Origin of the sequence: Arthrobacter sp., from assembly GCF_031179385.1 — a bacterium.
Classification (GTDB): Bacteria; Actinomycetota; Actinomycetes; order Actinomycetales; family Micrococcaceae; genus Arthrobacter_D.
In genome coordinates, this window is sequence record NZ_JAPSHV010000062.1 from 1 (window position 1) to 16,290 (window position 16,290).

The following is a 16,290-nucleotide window of genomic DNA, read 5'->3' on the forward strand; positions in this document are numbered from 1 at the left end:
GGAACCTCCGTCACCGCCGACGCCTACCACATCACCGCGCCGGACCCCGAGGGCCTTGGTGCCACCCGCGCCCTCAAGGCCGCATTGTTCGATGCGCGTGCTCAAGCGTCCGACGTCGTGCATGTCAATGCGCACGCGACGTCCACGCCTGTGGGAGACCAGCCGGAGTACGTCGCGCTGAAGACCGCCCTGGGCGGTCAGGTCGACTCGGTCGCAGTCTCTGCCACGAAGTCGCAAACAGGCCACCTACTGGGTGCCTCAGGTGCAGTTGAGGCGGTGATGACTGTTTTGGCCGTCCATGAGCGCCGTGCCCCCGTGACCATCAACCTCGAGAACCAGGACCCGCAGATTCCGCTGGACGTGGTCACCTCAGCACGCGATCTGCCGTCCGGCGACATCGTCGCGCTCAGCAACTCCTTCGGATTCGGCGGCCACAATGCCGTCATCGTGGTGAGGAACGCCTGATCTGCCCTTAGACGCGGAAGAAGGCCCGGATTCCAATCGGAACCCGGGCCTTCTTCGCGTTTCTGGTCGTGTTGCTAGCCGACCTGGTGCAGCCAGCGTACAGGTGCGCCCTCGCCCGCGTGACGGAAGGGCTCCAGTTCCTCATCCCATGATTCTCCGAGCGCGAGGGAGAGTTCGTGGTACACAGCGGCCGGGTCACCGGCGCCGGCCTCGTAGGCGTACCGGATACGGTCCTCCGAAATCATGACGTTACCGTGAACGTCAGTTGTGGCATGGAAGATCCCCAACTCGGGCGTGTGGGACCAGCGACCGCCGTCAGCACCCTGGCTCTGCTCTTCGGTAACCTCGTAGCGCAAATGAGCCCAGCCTCGTAGGGCGGACGCCAGTTTAGCGCCGGAGCCCTGCCCTGCAACCCAGGAAAGCTCCGCACGAAACATTCCGGGCGCGGCTGGCTGCGGAGACCACTGCAGGTCTACCCGCTGATCAATAACCGACCCGACGGCCCACTCGATATGAGGGCACAACGCAGAAGGGGCTGAGTGTATATACAAAACACCGCGCGCCATCACAACAGACATTCCATCCTCCATAGCTGTAGGTACGTCTTCCCCAACGACCTTCAACTCTTGGTGAGGTACTGCCCTTGTTGCCCGGGTGCTGCTCTCAGACCACACGTATTGAATTACGCTTCATTCTGCCCCATGAAGGCAAATCACGCCACTGTGATTACCTTCGGAGTATTCGGTGCCGCTTGGTTCCCTGCCATTCATGCACGGGGATGGGCCTGCTCGTAGCTGCGGCGCAGACGGTCCACGGACACATGGGTATAAAGCTGGGTCGTAGCCAGACTCCGGTGCCCGAGAAGCTCCTGAACCGCCCGCAGATCAGCGCCGCCGTCCAGCAGGTGGGTAGCAGCCGTATGACGAAGTGCGTGTGGCCCGCTCGCAGCGGTGCCCTCCACCGTCGCGAGCAGCTTCTCCACAATTGCACGCGCCTGACGCTGGTCTAGTCTGCGGCCCCGAGGACCGAGGAACAGAGCCGGTCCGCTCTCAGGCCCCACCCAACGGTTCCTGCCGCGGGTGAGCCAGTCGTTCAATGCCTGGGCGGCCGGCACGCCGTATGGCACAGTGCGCTCCTTGTTGCCCTTACCGAGTACCCGGACAACCCGCCGGTCATGGTCCAGATCGTCGATGTCCAGCCCGACCATCTCGCCGACCCGGATGCCGGAGCCGTAGAGCAACTCCAGTACTGCACGTGCGCGGAGGGCGACAGGATCACCTCCCACTGCTGCCTTCTGAGTGGCGGTCAACAGCGGGTCGAGTTGCGGAACGGACAGGACATCGGGCAGCCCGTTCCGGCGGCGCGGCGCCTTCAACCGAAGTGCGGGGTTGTCATGGATGTAGCCCTCGCGTGAGGCCCAGGCGAGAAAGTTGCGGACCGTCGATGCTCGTCTTGCGATTGTTGTCCGGGAGAGGCCCTTCTCATCCAGCGACCCGAGCCATGACCTCAGTAAACTCAGATCGACTCCGTCGAGCGTGTCGACTGAGCACGCTGCCGAAAACGACGCAAAGTCCTCCAGGTCTCCCTGATAGGCGCGGACGGTATGGGCTGAGCGGTTCCGTTCACGGGACAGGTACCGGAGGAATCCGTCCACCTCCCGGGCGAACGGGTCCCGCGGGGCGCCGCGGCCGGGTTCGCTCATTGCCTGCCTCCACACGGTGTCCGGATCTTGTATGGACTACTCTCCGTCAGCAGGCAGGGTCGCTCAAGGAGGCGCACCGTGCGGTGCCAGTGATCCGATACATCCCATGCAGGGCGTGGTGTACAGGACCCCGGGCACGTGCCCCGACGGAGTGAAATCAGGCAGCGGCCCCGGCCCGGACAGCGGCTTCCAGTTCCAGCAATGCCCGCTTGACGGGAACGCCTGCGGCATAGCCGGTGACTGCCCCGCCTGAGCCAACGACCCGGTGTCCCGGTATGAGGATGGATACCGGGTTGGCACGCACCGCCGCGCCTATCGCCCGACCCATCGAGTCATTTCCCAGAACGTGTGCGATGTCCTTGTAGGTGCGTGTTTCACCATAGGGGATTTTCGATACGGCGTCCCAGACTGAGCGCTGGAAGTCAGTTCCGGAAACCAGTTCGTAGGCCACCGGTTCCTCCATCGATCCTCTAAAGTATGCATGCAGCCATCTACTCGCCTCACGGAACACCCCTGAAACGGCTTCCTTACCGAACGCCGGCAACTCCGACACGTCCGTGCCGGGGGGCGGACCCGGCTGTGTACCCTCGGTGAAGGGAACGCCAAGAAAAACCGGCGAGGGTTCAGGTGAATGGTATTCGTGATACACACCGACCAGTTTTTCACCGCGGGCGACGAGGACCAGTCCCCCGATCGGGCTGTCCATGATCGTGAAGGTGTTCATATTCATTCCTTTCATGTTTCATCGAGCGAATCTGTGGGGCCTTGCCGGAGGTATTCACTTCCGCCGCTTTCGCCAACCACCGTCGTCGGTGCGTTCTGCAAGACCGTCAGTTTCGAGGCGACCGAGCCCAGCAAGGACACCGGGCACGCTGAGGCCTGCCACCACAGCGAGCTTGTCGACTGTCGAGGACGCTCGGACCGGCAGTGCGTCAAGCAGCAGCAGGTCTTCAACGGTCAGGCCGTCGTGGAGGGCGGGCGCTTCGTCGCGGTCTTCCCCGCTCACCACCATGAAGGGACCAGCCAGTTCTGCGACCTCGGCAGCATCCGTAACACAAATGGCGCTGCCCTCCCGGAGAAGCCGATGGCACCCGGCTGAGTTCACGGAGTAGACCGGCCCAGGTACCGCCCCCACAGCGCGGCCGAGGTTTGCCGCGTGGTGCGCGGTGCTGAGCGCTCCGGAACGCCACCGTGCCTCAACGACGACGGTGACTGAGCTGAGTGCAGCAATCAGCCGATTACGCCGTAGGAACCTGTAACGCGTGGGCGCTGATCCGGGCGGAACTTCCGATACAAGCAGTCCTCGCTGGGCGACTTCGCGCAGCAGATTCTCGTTCCCCGCCGGGTAATAGCGATCAATTCCGCCTGCCAGGACACCCAGAGTGGGAAGTGGGTGGTCCTCCGTTGCCCTAGCCAGCGCGCTGCGGTGGGCTTGCGCATCGATCCCGTAAGCGCCGCCCGATACGACCGTATAGCCACGTGCGACCAGACCGGTCACCATGCCGCCCGTCACTTCGGCCCCGTAGGCAGTGCTATCCCGAGAGCCGACAACAGCCACCGAATGATCGGGCGATGGAATAGGCACCGGGTGCTCCCCACGCACCCACAAACACATCGGCTCATCCAGCTGCAGATCCTTAAGGCCCTGCGGCCACCAGTCCGATTCAGGCGTCAGCAGCGTCCCCCCAAAACGCCGAACTGTTTCCAGATCCCGCAGGGGCGCCAGACTGTCCACGCGTGCACGCCACCGGTCGATGGACTGTCCGAGTGCATCTGTGCCCACCCTGTGCCCACCGGCGGCCAGCAGTTCGAGCAACGCGCGGTGTAAACGAGGGCTGCACGGCTTTTTACCCGTCGCAATCTGCAACGCCTCCACCGGCCCAGCAGCGGTTACCAGGGTCAGCCCGACATTGTCAGACGATTCGAACAGGCGCGCAAGGGCAGCACGGGCGATCTGCTCTTCACTCCACTGAGAGGCGCTCATGCTGCGTCCTCTCTGGTCCGGAAGAGAAGCGCGGCCGTGACATCATCGCCGGTGGGAGCAGTTTTTCCAGCCAGGTCAGCAATCGTCCACGCGACGCGGAGCACGCGGTCATAGCCGCGCTTGGTGATGGCGGCTTGCTCCATCTTCTTGTCCACTGATTCGGTCGCCTTCCGGGTGAGCCTCAGCTCGTTGTGCAGGAGTCGAGCTGGAACCTCTGCGTTGGTGGTCAGGTCCCATGTGCACAGCCGCTCACGTTGCGCAGCACGCGCTTCTGCGACCCGCGCTGCAACGGCCGCGCTGGAGTCTCCGGAGGCTGTGCCCGCGAAGTCCTGGAGGCCGACGCGGTGCACTGCCAGTTGTAAGTCCACGCGATCGAGAAGCGGCGCGGACATCCGGTCGAAATAGCGCCGACGCTGCTGGGCAGTACAGCTGCAGTCCAATCCCTTGCCGGTAGCCAACCCGCACGGGCAAGGATTGGCGGCGAGGACCAGCTGGAAGCGTGCCGGGTAGGTGGCTGTTCCGGCCGCACGGTGTAGAACCAGTTCTCCGCTCTCCAACGGTTCCCGGAGCGCGTCGAGGATACGTCGCTGATATTCCGGCGCCTCATCGAGAAACAGGACCCCTCGGTGAGCGCGCGAGGCAGCTCCCGGACGGGGGATGCCGCTGCCTCCCCCGATGATCGATGCCGCGCTTGCGGTATGGTGCGGGCTCTCAAACGGCGGCCTGCGCTGCAGCTCCCTGCAGGACTCGGCATTTCCCAACGAATGTATGGCTGTCACTTCCATCGCCTGCTTGTCCGTCAGATCCGGAAGTATGCCGGGGATACGTTCGGCCAGCATCGTTTTCCCCGCTCCTGGCGGGCCCACCATCATCAGATTGTGCGCACCCGCCGCCGCTACTTCGACGGCGAAGCGTGCTTCCGACTGTCCCGCAACATCGGACATGTCTTTTGGCACGTGGGCCACGTTCCGCTGGACGCTTGCTGCGGACTCAAAGATTTGCGGTGACGGCAGCTCGAGGCACGCGGGGTCAGCTCCGAAGGCAAGGGCCACCTCCGCAAGCGAGCCGTAGCTTTTCACCTCCGCACTGGGCACGAGTGCGGCTTCGGCCGCGTTGCCGCTGGCCACGACCACGCGGGTGAAGCCTGCCTCCACTGCCGCCATGACTGCCGGAAGCACTCCCCGGATAGGCCGCAGGCGACCGTCCAGCCCCAGTTCGGAAAGAAAGACAGTGCGTCCGCAGTTACTCACGTCTCCGGCTGCTGCCAGCGCGGACATGACGATGGCCAGGTCGAATCCCGACCCACGCTTCGGCAGTGAAGCCGGTACGAGGTTCACCGTGATCTTCCGCCGGGTGAGCGGGAGACCTGCGTTGCGCGCGGCCGCCCGGATACGCTCTTTCGCCTCCGAAAGTGATGCGTCCGGTAGCCCCAACAAGACGAAGGCAGGCAGCGTCTGGCCGATGTCTGATTCGACCTCAACGATGTAGCCGTTCAGTCCCACCAGGGACACCGCGTAGGTGCGTCCGAGGGGCATCAGCTCACCGCCCGCAGGTGCTCGATGACGGGCCGTCCGCTGCCGTCGTCGACAATGGCGACCGCATCCACCCTGAAGCCGGAGAACCGAAGGTCATGTGCCCGCGCCCACCGCGACGCCAGCAGGTAGAGCCGTTCCAGTTTCCCAGGAGTGATTGCTTCCAGCGGGTGACCAAACGCTTCCGAGGACCGCGTCTTGACCTCAACGACCACCAACGTGGCACCCTCAACCGCTACGAGATCAATCTCTCCCAGAGAGCACCGCCAGTTGCGGTCGATTATCCGCATCCCTGCGTCCTCCAGGAAGCAGGCAGCAAGCGCCTCTCCCCGTCTGCCCAACTCATCCTTGGTTCTCATGAAAACACCTCCGGTACCAGCGTGCGTTGGCTGGTGACCGGAGGTGCGGTGTTGTCCTGCTATGTGGGCAACCGCAGGTAAGGCGTGGAGATGGGGAGGAAGAGTCAGCCCCCCAGGGAACCGTCCTTGGGAAGCGGGATATCGTCTGTCTTGGCAAGTTCCTCAACGTTCACGTCCTTGAACGTGATGACGCGCACCGTCTTGACGAAACGGGCCGATCGGTAGACGTCCCATACCCAAGCATCATTGAGCGTGAGGTCAAAGTAGATCTCGCCGTCCGCTGACCGGGCCTGTAGATCCACGTGATTTGCAAGGTAGAAACGCCGTTCCGTCTCGACGACGTAGTTGAACAGGCTCACTACGTCGCGGTACTCACGGTAGAGCTGCAGCTCCATGTCAGTTTCGTAGTTCTCGAGATCTTCGGCGCTCATGAACCCATCATCCCCCAATTTCGACGGCGGGCATGTCGGGACCCGCTGCCGTACTGCCCAGACGCCACGTCCGGCGATGCTCCACGCAGGGGCCCAGCTCATCAATCGCTGCGCGGTGAGCAGCAGTGGCATAGCCCTTGTTGATCTCCCAGCCGTAACCCGGATACTCCTGGGCGATTTCCACCATCAGACGGTCGCGTTCTACCTTCGCGAGAACACTCGCTGCTGCAACGCTCAGACATTGCAGGTCCGCTTTGATCCGGGTATGGACGGGGGCGTCACAGCTCACCTGAAGGGTTTCGGCCGCGTCGAAGAGAGATCCCTGGGAGGCCGGGGCCAACCAGTTGTGGTTGCCGTCCAGGATGACCGCATCGGGCCGGAGTTCCACCGGAATCTGCGACCACGCACGGTTGCCTGCTGTTCGCAGTGCCGCCATGAGACCGATGGCGTCAATTTCCGCAGCCGATGCATGGCCTACACCGTAAGCAACAGCCCAGCGCTGGATCTTCGGGACCAGCGCTACACGCTCGGGGGCACTGAGCAACTTGCTGTCCCGAACGCCCCGCAGTCCCTTCACCGCGGCCAGGTCAATGACAACCAGCCCTACGCTGACCGGTCCGGCAAGCGCTCCCCTGCCCACTTCGTCACAGCCGGCCAGAAAGCGATGGCCCTCGGTGAGGAAGGACCTTTCGTAGCGAAGTGTGGGAGCCTTTCCGCTCACGGTGACGTCTGTTCCCGTCCGGTGCTGGTCTGGGGAGCATCTGGAACGTTCGCGAAAACATCGGGGTAGTTGCCCAGGAAGCCCATGCGGTCCAGAGGCCAGGCGATCACGGCTGCTTTCCCTTCGACTTCATCGACATCGATGAAACCGCCGCCCGGCTTGTCGGTGTTGGCGCGGGAATCTGCGGAGGCGTTCCGGTGATCTCCCATCACCCAGATCTTGCCATCGGGCACCGTGACATCGAAGGGCGTATCTGAAGGGCTCGCCCCCGGGAACAGGTACGGCTCGTCGAGGGCTTCACCGTTGACGGTTATGCGGCCCTCCGCGTCACAGCAGATCACCCGGTCACCTTCCATGCCGATGACCCGCTTGACGAGGTGCTGCTGGGACTCGTCGGGCAGAAGCCCGACAAAGATGAGCGTGTCCTTGAACCAGTTGCTTGTGACAGCTCCTGCTGCCGGCTCAGGAAGCCACCCCTGACTGTCGCGGAAGACGACGACGTCACCGCGCTTCAGCTCGAAGGGTGCAGGAACCAGTTGGTTCACGAAGATGCGGTCGTCGATCTCCAGGGTATTTTCCATCGACCCTGAGGGAATGAAGAACGCTCGGAAGAGGAAGGTCTTGATGAGGAAGGACAGCAGCAACGCGACGGCCACGATGATGAGCACTTCTTTGGCCCAACTGCCCAAACTGCGGGCTGCTGACCGGCCAGAGGAGGAGTCCTCGCCGGGACCATCGAAACGTGGCGTGTCTGCGGACTCGTCCGCGCCGTCGTTCGGGGTCCCCGGGTGGGCTTTAGCCATTATCTGTAATTCCTCTGTTGTACGTTCGGGGTACTCTCGGCTGACGACGAGCCATCCGCCGGCCGTGCAATGCTGGTTGAGCGTTCGAAGGGCCACATTACGTAGGTCGCCCGGCCGATGACCCTCTCCTCAGAGACAAGTCCGCCGCCCGGGGCGCCCAGAAGGCTGCGGGAGTCAAAGGACTCCGATCGATGATCACCCATGAGCCACAACTTACCCTCTGGAACCATGACCTCGAAGTTGGATTCACTAGCAGCGTCCCCGGGAAAAACGTAGGGCTCCTCGATGGCGTTCCCGTTGACCGAGACCCGTCCAGTGGTGTCGCAGCAGGCCACGGTATCCCCGCCTACGCCGATCACACGTTTGACGTACGTTGTGTCAGAGGTTCCGACGCCGAAGAAGTGTGCCAGGTCCGAGGCGACCTGCCGGACACCGCCCTCGCCGAGGGGTGCGAATGACCCCCTCCCGTCAAAGACGACGACGTCACCCCGCCTGATCTCACCGAATACATAATCCGTGCGCGAGACAAGTACGCGATCCTCTTCCGCAAGCAGCGGTTCCATGGATCCGGATGGGATGTAGAAGACATCGGCCAGGAGCGCGCGTACGCCGAGAACCACAACGCACACGACGGCGACAGAATAAAAGGCAAAGCGCCAGCCCGCAATACCGGGCCAGCGCTTCGACTGCTGCCTGGAGGCTTTCCGCACAACGGAAGATTCAGGCATGGGAAAGGAAAGGAATTACTTGACGGTCTTCGGATCGCGCTTTTCCTTGATCTTTGCAGCCTTGCCGCGAAGATCACGCATGTAGTAGAGCTTCGCGCGGCGCACGTCGCCCTTGCTGACTACCTCGATCTTATCGATCACCGGGGAGTGCACCGGGAAGGTACGCTCAACGCCGACACCGAAGCTGACCTTGCGGACAGTGAAGGTTTCGCGAACGCCGTCACCCTGGCGGCCGACAACGAATCCCTGGAAGACCTGAACACGGGTGTTCTTGCCTTCGATGATGTTGACGTGGACCTTCAGGGTGTCGCCCGCGCGGAAATCGGGAACGTCGCTACGCAGGGAGGCTGCGTCCACATTGTCGAGAATATGCATCTGATTACTCCTGGTGAACGCCGCAGGTCATTCACGTTGGTCACAACGACGAAGACCTGCAAGCAGGCAATTGCCGTTGAAGTTTAGATACCGGCGCGCCTTCGGCGCATTCCGGTGTGCCGTCCTGTCGGTTACGCTCCCCCTGTGGCAGGCGCGTACCAGTTGGCACGAGCTTCAATTATGCCACAGCGGCGCGCTTCCCCCGAATGGACGGCGCACACTGATTTGCCGTGGCAGCTCCGACTATGCGTCAGAGGACGGTGAAACCGACGACGACGGCGCAACAGGAGCCACTTTCCCGTCGACTATTGCGTATCCCTGAGCGGCGAGGACGGCGTGGTCGGCCGCAGTCAGCGTTTGCACGTCGAGCTTCTCAAGCAGATCGGGCCTTCGCGTGGCGGTCCGACGCAGCTGCTCGTCTCTCCGGTAGCGCGCAATGCGTGCGTGGTTGCCGCTCAAGAGCACGTCCGGGATGTCCAGGTTCCGCCAGGAGGAAGGTTTCGTGTACACCGGGTACTCCAGCAGCCCGTCGGAATGCGACTCCTCGACGAGCGACTCAGGGTTGCCCACCACGCCGGGCAATAGCCTCGCCACGGCCTCCACCATGGCGAGGACAGCCACTTCCCCACCGTTGAGCACGTAGTCACCAAGGCTGAGTGGCCGGACATCAAAAGATTCAGCTGCCCACTCGAGGACCCGCTCGTCGATTCCTTCGTAACGCCCGCAGGCGAACACCAGATGCTCTTCCTGCGCAAGTTCATGTGCCATTGCCTGGGTGAAGACAGCTCCGGCGGGTGAGGGAACTATCAGCACCGGCCGCCGCCCGGTCTGCATGCTCTCGAGCGCCTGCGCCCACGGCTCCGGCTTCATGACCATGCCGGCACCCCCGCCGTACGGTGTGTCATCGACGGTACGATGGCGGTCGGTTGTGAAGTCCCTGAGGTTGTGGACAGTGAGCTCAAGCAGCCCGTCCTGCCGCGCCTTCCCGATAAGGGAGAGATCCAGGGCCGCGAGGTACTCGGGGAAAATGCTGACGACGTCGATACGCACTAGCTGTGGTCAGCCTTCTTGTCAGCGCTGACGTTCTCAATATCATCGTCGGCAGCCGTTCGTTCAGTTTCCGCCTGGTCGGACTCCGCCTGGTTGGAGCCCGGCAGGTTCAGCTCAAGCAAGCCCTCGGGAGGAGTCAGGACCACGAAGCCTGCCTCGACATCGACATCCGGCACAATTTCCTCGACGAACGGCACCAGGATCTCCTCACCGTCGGGCCGCTCGATGATCAGCAGGTCCTGAACCGTCATGGTGCGCAGCGCGCTCACTTTCCCAATGACTTCGTCTCCGACGCGCGCCTCGAGGCCGACCAGCTCATGCTCATACCAACCGTCGTCGTCGTCATCGGTCTCCTCAGACTCAATGAAGAGCTTCGCGCCACGCAGCAGTTCGGCTGCATTACGGTCGGGAACCTCCTCGAAGCCCAGAACCAGGATCTCCTTGTTCCAGCGGGCGCTGGCGATCGTGAGCGGCCCTTGTGCGGCGGGCTCCACCCGGAAAACTGCACCGGGCTCGAATCGCTCCTCGGGCGCATCAGTGAAGAGCTGGACGGTTACCTCCCCGCGAATACCGTGGGGCTTTCCGATGCGGGCTACCTGCAGATCCATGGGTTCTCCGGTGTATGGGTTGCGTGTGGTGGAGGGCAAAAAAGCCCGGCCCCAACACTTGCGTGATGGGGCCGGACTTCAGGCATGAGTGCTGCTGATCAGCGGCGGCGGTCGGTATCCACGACATCGACCCGCACCGGTTCGCCATCCGCCAGAGCGGAAATGACGGTGCGCAGAGCGCGTGCTGTGCGGCCCTGCCGGCCGATTACACGACCAAGGTCCTCCTGGTGGACGCGCACCTCAAGAGTCTCACCGCGACGGTTCGATTTCGAGGAAACCCGTACATCATCAGGACTGTCCACGATGCCGCGGACGAGGTGCTCCAGCGCTTCAGCAAGCAACTTACTCAGCCTCGGTAGCTTCAGCCTCGGGCTCGTCAGCCTTCTTGCTCTTCGGGGTGATGGCTTCAGGAACGATGACCGAGCCCTTTTCAGGAGCCGTGAAGGCCTCCTTGGGAGCCTTGGTCTTCAAGGTGCCTTCCTGGCCCTCGATGCCCTTGAACTTCTGCCAGTCACCGGTGATCTTGAGGATCGCGGCAACCTGCTCAGTGGGCTGTGCACCAACGCCGAGCCAGTACTGCGCGCGCTCGGACTTGACCTCGATGAACGAGGGCTCCTCGGTGGGGTGGTACTTGCCGATTTCCTCGATGGCACGGCCATCGCGCTTGGCGCGTGAGTCCATGACGACAATGCGGTAGTACGGTGCGCGCATCTTACCGAAGCGCTTAAGGCGAATCTTTACGGCCACTTGTGTGGTCACTCCTTGTTGATCAAAAGGGCGAACTCCGGTTTCTGCACCCGTGGGGCGGGCCATACATTGGGGAGTTCAGAGGACACAATGCACGCAGAGAGAGGGGCTGCGCAGATTGGGTACCGCACTATTGTGCCAGAAGTTCGACCCAACAAGCGACTTGGCCCGTCTTTACCGCAGTGCTACCCGCAACTTGTTCCGCCAGGGGTCCTCGAAGCGCAGTTCCTGGCCGGTGTGGTGGTGTGCGATGCCCGCACTTTTGAGACGGTCGGCCAGCGCCCCGACCTCGTCGGCGAGAGGCACCTGAATGAGCACTTCCCCGAGTCCAAGGGTGTCCTTTCGCGGACCGGCTCCACGGCTGTTCCACACGTTCATGGCCATGTGGTGGTGATATCCGCCCGCGGAGACGAACAGCGCCTGCCCGTGCCACCCGGCGGTCCGCTCGAATCCGAGCGTGCCGACGTAGAACTCTTCGGCAGTCTGGACATCCCCTACCTGTAGATGGACATGGCCGACGTCGGCCGACGCCTGCTGCTGGCCGGCAACCGACGCTTCGGTGAGATTATTCTCGAGATACTGCCGTGGCGGCAGAGGCACATTGTCCATGACGACGGTGCGCCGGCCATCGCTCTCGGTCCAGTTCCAGGTGTCCCGGGGCTTGTCGAAGTACAGCTCGATCCCGTTGCCCTCCGGGTCGGAGAAATAAAAAGCTTCACTCACCAGGTGGTCCGCACTTCCCACGTACCGACCTTTCGCCGATTGTGCAGCCTGTGCTGCGGAAGCCACGGTAGCCGCGAGATCAGCGCGGTCACCGAACAACAGTGCGGTATGGAACAGCCCGGCTTCGGTGGGTTCTGGAAGCCTCAGACCGGCTGCTGGGGCCAGGTGAATCAGGCGCTCGTTTCCGCGTCCGAGGTAGAGTCCGCCGTCGGACTCCTCGACGTCGACCAAGCCCAGCGCGCTTCGATAGTAATTGGCCATGCGTTCAAGGTTTCCGACCCTGAGCATCACGGTGCCCATTGCAGTATCCGCGGGAAGCAGGTCCTGTGCAGTCATGTTGTCCTCCAAGTATCGGGGTCACCTGTACCAACTACTTGAAAGTTAAAGTTATTCCTGCAGCCTCCCCCGGTCAAGGAGTCAGGTGCCGCTTTCAAACCCCGGCTGGGCATGGTTCCGGATGAACTCACGGATGAGACCGTTGCCCTCTTCCGTGTCCTGCGGACGGTGACCGCCTCCGACGACCCGATGTACTGCCCCGGTTCCGGCGAGGTAGTCAGCTACTTCCTCATAGAGCGGTTCCCAACCACCGGTCAGGACGAGGGTCGGGACACCGGGAACGATGGTGAGCGGCGCCGTCCAGGTGGGTGCCTGCAGCCGCAGGCGGTGCGCGCGATGGCGGTCCTCGGCGGTATGCAGGGGCGGCGGCTCCGATGCAGAAACGGCCCGGGCGAACTCGCGGTTGAATTCTTCATCGGAGAGCTCAGCAGCCCGTGCGAAGAGCGGTTCCACCCGGGCGCGGTGCGCCTTCGTTGCCGGCAGTTCCTCGGTGAGGGATAGACACGCCGGCTCCGCAAGGACAAGTGATTTCACCAGGTGAGGGCGCTCAACGGCCAGCATCATGGCGGAAACAGCACCTTGCGACGCTGCGACGAGGTGGCCGCCGCGCCCCAGTGCTTCCTCGAGGATGCGCTGATCCGCGAGGAAGTCCGTTGCCAGCGGAGCCGCGACCGGATCAAATCCATGCCGGCGGACAAACAGGCAGTCAAACTCCAGAGCCATTCCATGCTGCCGCGGCCATGCCGCTGCCCCGAAGGTTCCTGCGCCATGCACAAACACGACGCGATCGCTTTTCATGACTTCAACCTAGCCGCCGCCTCTGACATCGAGTCATCCCGGTAGCGGCGGCCGGACCAGCCTATTTTCCGAGGAACTTTTCGAAACCCTTCGGGAGGTTGAGCGAGGAGGGGTCGAAGTCGTTCTGCTGACCGAACGCGGCACCTGTTGGGACCGATGCTCGTGGGGCATTCCGGCGGGCCTCGGCGGCAGCGGCCTCCTGCGCAGCCTTGGCGGGGTTGCCCGAGCGGGGCTTCTTCTTCCCCTTCGCAGTGGCCTTGCCCTTCCGGGCGCCGCCGTTGAAGCCGCCCGGACCAGGCATTCCCGGCATTCCGGGGATGCCACCACCAGCGGCCATCTTGCGCATCATTTTCTGTGCTTGCCCGAACCGCTCGAGCAGCCCGTTCACCTCGGAGACGTGGACACCTGAGCCGCGTGCGATACGGGCGCGGCGGGAGCCGTTGATGATCTTGGGGGCAACGCGCTCATGGGGCGTCATGGACCGCACAATCGCTTCCACACGGTCGATTTCCCGCTCGTCGAAGTTCTCCAGCTGCTGCCGCATGTTCGCAGCGCCGGGCATCATCATGAGCATCTTTTTCATCGAGCCCATGTTGCGGATTTGCTGCATCTGGGCAAGGAAGTCATCGAGCGTGAAGTCTTCCTGGTCGGCGAACTTCTTCGCCATCCGGGCTGCCTCGTCCTTGTCCCACGCCTGTTCGGCCTGCTCAATCAGGGTGAGGATGTCGCCCATGTCGAGGATCCGCGATGCCATGCGATCCGGGTGGAAAACCTCGAAGTCCGTCAGAGCCTCACCGGTGGAGGCGAACATGACCGGCTTGCCCGTCACAGACGCAACGGAGAGCGCCGCGCCACCGCGGGCGTCGCCGTCGAGCTTTGTCAGCACCACGCCGGTGAAGTTGACGCCTTCATTGAAAGCCTGCGCAGTGTTCACTGCGTCCTGGCCGATCATTGCGTCAATGACGAAGAGCACTTCGTCGGGGTTCACGGCGTCACGGATGTCGGACGCCTGCTGCATCAGCTCAGCGTCGATACCCAGACGGCCTGCAGTATCCACAATGACGACGTCGTGAAGCTTGGCGCGGGCCTCAGCGACACCCTGCCGGGCGACCGCTACCGGATCACCGGTGGCAGCCTCGAACTCGGAGCTGACGCCAGGATGGGGAGCGAACACGGGAACGCCCGCTCGCTGTCCGTTAACCTCGAGCTGCTTGACGGCGTTCGGGCGCTGCAGGTCACATGCCACCAGCAGCGGGCTGTGGCCCTGGCCCTTCAGCCACTTGGCCAGCTTGCCGGCAAGCGTGGTCTTGCCCGCTCCCTGCAGGCCGGCGAGCATGATGACGGTCGGCGGGTTCTTGGCGAGCCGGAGCCGCCGGGTCTCGCCGCCGAGGATACCGACAAGCTCCTCGTTGACGATCTTGACAACCTGCTGCCCCGGGTTCAGCGCCTGTGATACCTCGAGCCCGAGGGCGCGTTCCTTGACCTGCGCCGCAAATGCACGCACCACAGGCACGGCGACGTCTGCGTCGAGCAGCGCTCGACGGATCTCGCGAACGGTTGCGTCGACGTCGGCCTCCGACAGGCGGCCCTTGCCGCGAAGGTTCTTGAAGGTCGCTGTCAACCGGTCTGAGAGTGAATTGAACACGGTGCGTGAACTGCTTTCCTCGAGCGGAGTGGATTCAACTATCTAGGGTATCAACTGGCTTCACCCCCGGAGGGCAGCAGACAGCCGCCCCCTGACAGTGGCAGGGTGTAGGGGTGACTACTCATGCGATTGATGAACAGGCATCCGGGCACCAGTTCCGGGGACAGGCAATCCGTACGCTGTTGATTCTCGGTGCCTCCGGCGATCTGACCGGCAGGTTGCTGCTGCCGGGTCTTGCCCGGTTGATCAGGCACGGCAAAGCGGGGGAAATTACGCTGGTGGGAGCTGGTTCCGATCCGTGGACAGCCGAGGATTGGCAGTCTCGCCTGGCAACCTCGTTCGCTGCCGCGACACCCGTCTCCGGTGCACAGGACGACGGCGGCGCCCTGCGCCGGATCTGCGCCGCCAGCACCTATCACCAAGTGGACGTAACGGCACAGGGCGCGCTGGCTGAGCTGCTTGCAGGGCTCGAAGGGCCGGTCGCCATCTACTTCGCGCTGCCGCCGGCGGTCAGCGAAAAGGCGTGCGCGGCGTTGGAGCCCGGCGACCTGCCCGACGGCTCGCGGCTCGTCCTCGAGAAGCCATTCGGCACGGACCGGGAATCTGCAGCACGGCTGAACACCATCCTCAGCCGGCTGGTACCGGAGGACCACATTCACCGCGTCGACCATTTCCTGGGCAAGGCGACCGTCCTCAACATTCTTGGGCTGCGTTTCGCGAACCGGCTGCTGGAACCGGTGTGGAACAGCCTGCACGTCGATTCTGTGGACATCATCTTCGACGAGAAGCTCACGCTCGAGAACCGTGCGCGCTATTACGACGGCGCCGGTGCCTTGAAGGACATGATTCAGAGCCACCTGCTGCAGGTCATGGCCCTTATCGCCATGAACGCGCCATCGACCCTTCACGAGAGAGACCTTCGCGATCACATTGGGACCGTGCTGCGGGCCAGTTCGGTACACCCCGACTTCAGCACCAGTACCCGACGTGCCCGGTACAGCGCGGGGACCATCGACGGCAAGGCGGTACCCAACTATGTGGATGAGAACGGGGTTGATCCTTCGCGGGGAACTGAAACTCTGGCTGAAATTGTCGTCTCGATTAATAACGAGCGGTGGGCGGGCGTGCCCTTCCGGTTGCGGTCCGGGAAGTCGCTTGGCCGAACGCGCAAGGAGGCAGTGATCACCTTCAAACCGGTGAACCATCTCCCCGAGGGCTTCACCGGCGTCGACTCGCCTACCCGGTTGCGGATCGGGTTCGGGCCGGACACCCTTGCGCTGGAC

General features: G+C 63.1%; 19 protein-coding genes and 1 pseudogene. 2 read left to right on the top strand and 18 right to left on the bottom strand.

Going from position 1 to position 16,290, the window contains the following annotated elements; translation table 11 throughout:
• A pseudogene (locus tag RIF85_RS09880) lies at window positions 1-465 on the top strand (beta-ketoacyl-ACP synthase); the annotation flags it as partial.
• A gap of 74 nt (window positions 466-539) precedes the next feature.
• Here the strand turns inward: RIF85_RS09880 and RIF85_RS09885 are convergent.
• From RIF85_RS09885 to ffh, 18 genes are all read right to left on the bottom strand, one after another.
• On the bottom strand, window positions 540-1,043 hold the full coding sequence (locus tag RIF85_RS09885; protein WP_309071742.1) for a DUF3145 domain-containing protein: 504 nt from the start codon (window positions 1,041-1,043) through the stop codon (window positions 540-542).
• 188 nt (window positions 1,044-1,231) lie between these two features.
• Window positions 1,232-2,167 carry a tyrosine recombinase XerC gene (locus RIF85_RS09890; protein ID WP_309071743.1) on the bottom strand — a complete coding sequence of 312 codons (936 nt, stop codon included), beginning with the start codon at window positions 2,165-2,167 and terminating at the stop codon, window positions 1,232-1,234.
• Between the two features lie 157 nt (window positions 2,168-2,324).
• Window positions 2,325-2,891, bottom strand: a complete 567-nt coding sequence (locus RIF85_RS09895) for a methylated-DNA--[protein]-cysteine S-methyltransferase (protein ID WP_309071744.1) — start codon at window positions 2,889-2,891, stop codon at window positions 2,325-2,327.
• A gap of 54 nt (window positions 2,892-2,945) precedes the next feature.
• Window positions 2,946-4,151 carry a DNA-processing protein DprA gene (gene dprA, locus RIF85_RS09900; RefSeq protein WP_309071745.1) on the bottom strand — a complete coding sequence of 402 codons (1,206 nt, stop codon included), beginning with the start codon at window positions 4,149-4,151 and terminating at the stop codon, window positions 2,946-2,948.
• Window positions 4,148-5,686, bottom strand: coding sequence for a YifB family Mg chelatase-like AAA ATPase (locus tag RIF85_RS09905; RefSeq protein WP_309071746.1), 1,539 nt, complete (start codon window positions 5,684-5,686; stop codon window positions 4,148-4,150). The genes dprA and RIF85_RS09905 overlap by 4 nt, the downstream gene beginning before the upstream one ends.
• Entirely contained in the window at window positions 5,686-6,042 is a 357-nt protein-coding gene (locus RIF85_RS09910; RefSeq protein ID WP_309071747.1) for a YraN family protein, read from the bottom strand. Before RIF85_RS09910 ends, RIF85_RS09905 begins: the two co-directional genes overlap by 1 nt.
• Window positions 6,043-6,146: 104 nt before the next feature.
• Window positions 6,147-6,473, bottom strand: coding sequence for a DUF2469 domain-containing protein (locus tag RIF85_RS09915; protein ID WP_309071748.1), 327 nt, complete (start codon window positions 6,471-6,473; stop codon window positions 6,147-6,149).
• A 7-nt stretch (window positions 6,474-6,480) separates the two neighbouring features.
• Window positions 6,481-7,194 (bottom strand): ribonuclease HII, encoded by a 714-nt coding sequence (locus tag RIF85_RS09920; RefSeq protein ID WP_309071749.1) that lies wholly within the window; start codon window positions 7,192-7,194, stop codon window positions 6,481-6,483.
• On the bottom strand, window positions 7,191-7,997 hold the full coding sequence (lepB, locus tag RIF85_RS09925) for a signal peptidase I (protein ID WP_309071750.1): 807 nt from the start codon (window positions 7,995-7,997) through the stop codon (window positions 7,191-7,193). The genes RIF85_RS09920 and lepB (RIF85_RS09925) overlap by 4 nt, the downstream gene beginning before the upstream one ends.
• A complete protein-coding gene (gene lepB, locus RIF85_RS09930; RefSeq protein WP_309071751.1) occupies window positions 7,997-8,725 on the bottom strand; it encodes a signal peptidase I in 729 nt (242 codons plus the stop codon). Before lepB (RIF85_RS09930) ends, lepB (RIF85_RS09925) begins: the two co-directional genes overlap by 1 nt.
• A 15-nt stretch (window positions 8,726-8,740) precedes the next feature.
• Window positions 8,741-9,100 (bottom strand): 50S ribosomal protein L19, encoded by a 360-nt coding sequence (rplS, locus tag RIF85_RS09935; RefSeq protein WP_309071752.1) that lies wholly within the window; start codon window positions 9,098-9,100, stop codon window positions 8,741-8,743.
• Between the two features lie 243 nt (window positions 9,101-9,343).
• The gene (trmD, locus tag RIF85_RS09940; protein WP_309071753.1) at window positions 9,344-10,150 is read right to left on the bottom strand and encodes a tRNA (guanosine(37)-N1)-methyltransferase TrmD; all 807 of its coding nucleotides are present in this window, start codon (window positions 10,148-10,150) and stop codon (window positions 9,344-9,346) included.
• Window positions 10,150-10,758 (bottom strand): ribosome maturation factor RimM, encoded by a 609-nt coding sequence (gene rimM / locus RIF85_RS09945; RefSeq protein ID WP_309071754.1) that lies wholly within the window; start codon window positions 10,756-10,758, stop codon window positions 10,150-10,152. The genes trmD and rimM overlap by 1 nt, the downstream gene beginning before the upstream one ends.
• Window positions 10,759-10,856: 98 nt before the next feature.
• Complete coding sequence (locus tag RIF85_RS09950) at window positions 10,857-11,099, bottom strand: RNA-binding protein (RefSeq protein WP_309071755.1); 243 nt, start codon at window positions 11,097-11,099, stop codon at window positions 10,857-10,859.
• A gap of 1 nt (window position 11,100) precedes the next feature.
• Window positions 11,101-11,505 (bottom strand): 30S ribosomal protein S16, encoded by a 405-nt coding sequence (gene rpsP / locus RIF85_RS09955; protein ID WP_309071756.1) that lies wholly within the window; start codon window positions 11,503-11,505, stop codon window positions 11,101-11,103.
• Window positions 11,506-11,679: 174 nt separating this feature from the next.
• Window positions 11,680-12,564: a VOC family protein gene (locus tag RIF85_RS09960; RefSeq protein ID WP_309071757.1), complete on the bottom strand. Its 885-nt coding sequence runs from the start codon at window positions 12,562-12,564 to the stop codon at window positions 11,680-11,682.
• 81 nt (window positions 12,565-12,645) lie between these two features.
• The gene (locus tag RIF85_RS09965) at window positions 12,646-13,362 is read right to left on the bottom strand and encodes an alpha/beta hydrolase (RefSeq protein ID WP_309071758.1); all 717 of its coding nucleotides are present in this window, start codon (window positions 13,360-13,362) and stop codon (window positions 12,646-12,648) included.
• 61 nt (window positions 13,363-13,423) lie between these two features.
• Complete coding sequence (gene ffh / locus RIF85_RS09970) at window positions 13,424-15,007, bottom strand: signal recognition particle protein (RefSeq protein WP_309071759.1); 1,584 nt, start codon at window positions 15,005-15,007, stop codon at window positions 13,424-13,426.
• 113 nt (window positions 15,008-15,120) lie between these two features.
• On the opposite strand from ffh, the gene RIF85_RS09975 reads away from it, so the two are divergent.
• A partial coding sequence (locus RIF85_RS09975) for a glucose-6-phosphate dehydrogenase (RefSeq protein ID WP_309071760.1) occupies window positions 15,121-16,290 on the top strand: 1,170 nt, incomplete at its 3' end.

What these genes read in the sequence shown, in the direction of transcription:
- rimM (WP_309071754.1), bottom strand. Translation starts at nt 10,758, where the DNA reads ATGGATCTGCAGGTAGCCCGCATCGGAAAGCCCCACGGTATTCGCGGG.
- RIF85_RS09965 (WP_309071758.1), bottom strand. Translation starts at nt 13,362, where the DNA reads ATGAAAAGCGATCGCGTCGTGTTTGTGCATGGCGCAGGAACCTTCGGG.
- RIF85_RS09905 (WP_309071746.1), bottom strand. Translation starts at nt 5,686, where the DNA reads ATGCCCCTCGGACGCACCTACGCGGTGTCCCTGGTGGGACTGAACGGC.
- RIF85_RS09915 (WP_309071748.1), bottom strand. Translation starts at nt 6,473, where the DNA reads ATGAGCGCCGAAGATCTCGAGAACTACGAAACTGACATGGAGCTGCAG.
- rplS (WP_309071752.1), bottom strand. Translation starts at nt 9,100, where the DNA reads ATGCATATTCTCGACAATGTGGACGCAGCCTCCCTGCGTAGCGACGTT.
- RIF85_RS09910 (WP_309071747.1), bottom strand. Translation starts at nt 6,042, where the DNA reads ATGAGAACCAAGGATGAGTTGGGCAGACGGGGAGAGGCGCTTGCTGCC.
- lepB (WP_309071750.1), bottom strand. Translation starts at nt 7,997, where the DNA reads ATGGCTAAAGCCCACCCGGGGACCCCGAACGACGGCGCGGACGAGTCC.
- RIF85_RS09960 (WP_309071757.1), bottom strand. Translation starts at nt 12,564, where the DNA reads ATGACTGCACAGGACCTGCTTCCCGCGGATACTGCAATGGGCACCGTG.
- lepB (WP_309071751.1), bottom strand. Translation starts at nt 8,725, where the DNA reads ATGCCTGAATCTTCCGTTGTGCGGAAAGCCTCCAGGCAGCAGTCGAAG.
- RIF85_RS09885 (WP_309071742.1), bottom strand. Translation starts at nt 1,043, where the DNA reads ATGTCTGTTGTGATGGCGCGCGGTGTTTTGTATATACACTCAGCCCCT.
- RIF85_RS09895 (WP_309071744.1), bottom strand. Translation starts at nt 2,891, where the DNA reads ATGAACACCTTCACGATCATGGACAGCCCGATCGGGGGACTGGTCCTC.
- RIF85_RS09890 (WP_309071743.1), bottom strand. Translation starts at nt 2,167, where the DNA reads ATGAGCGAACCCGGCCGCGGCGCCCCGCGGGACCCGTTCGCCCGGGAG.
- dprA (WP_309071745.1), bottom strand. Translation starts at nt 4,151, where the DNA reads ATGAGCGCCTCTCAGTGGAGTGAAGAGCAGATCGCCCGTGCTGCCCTT.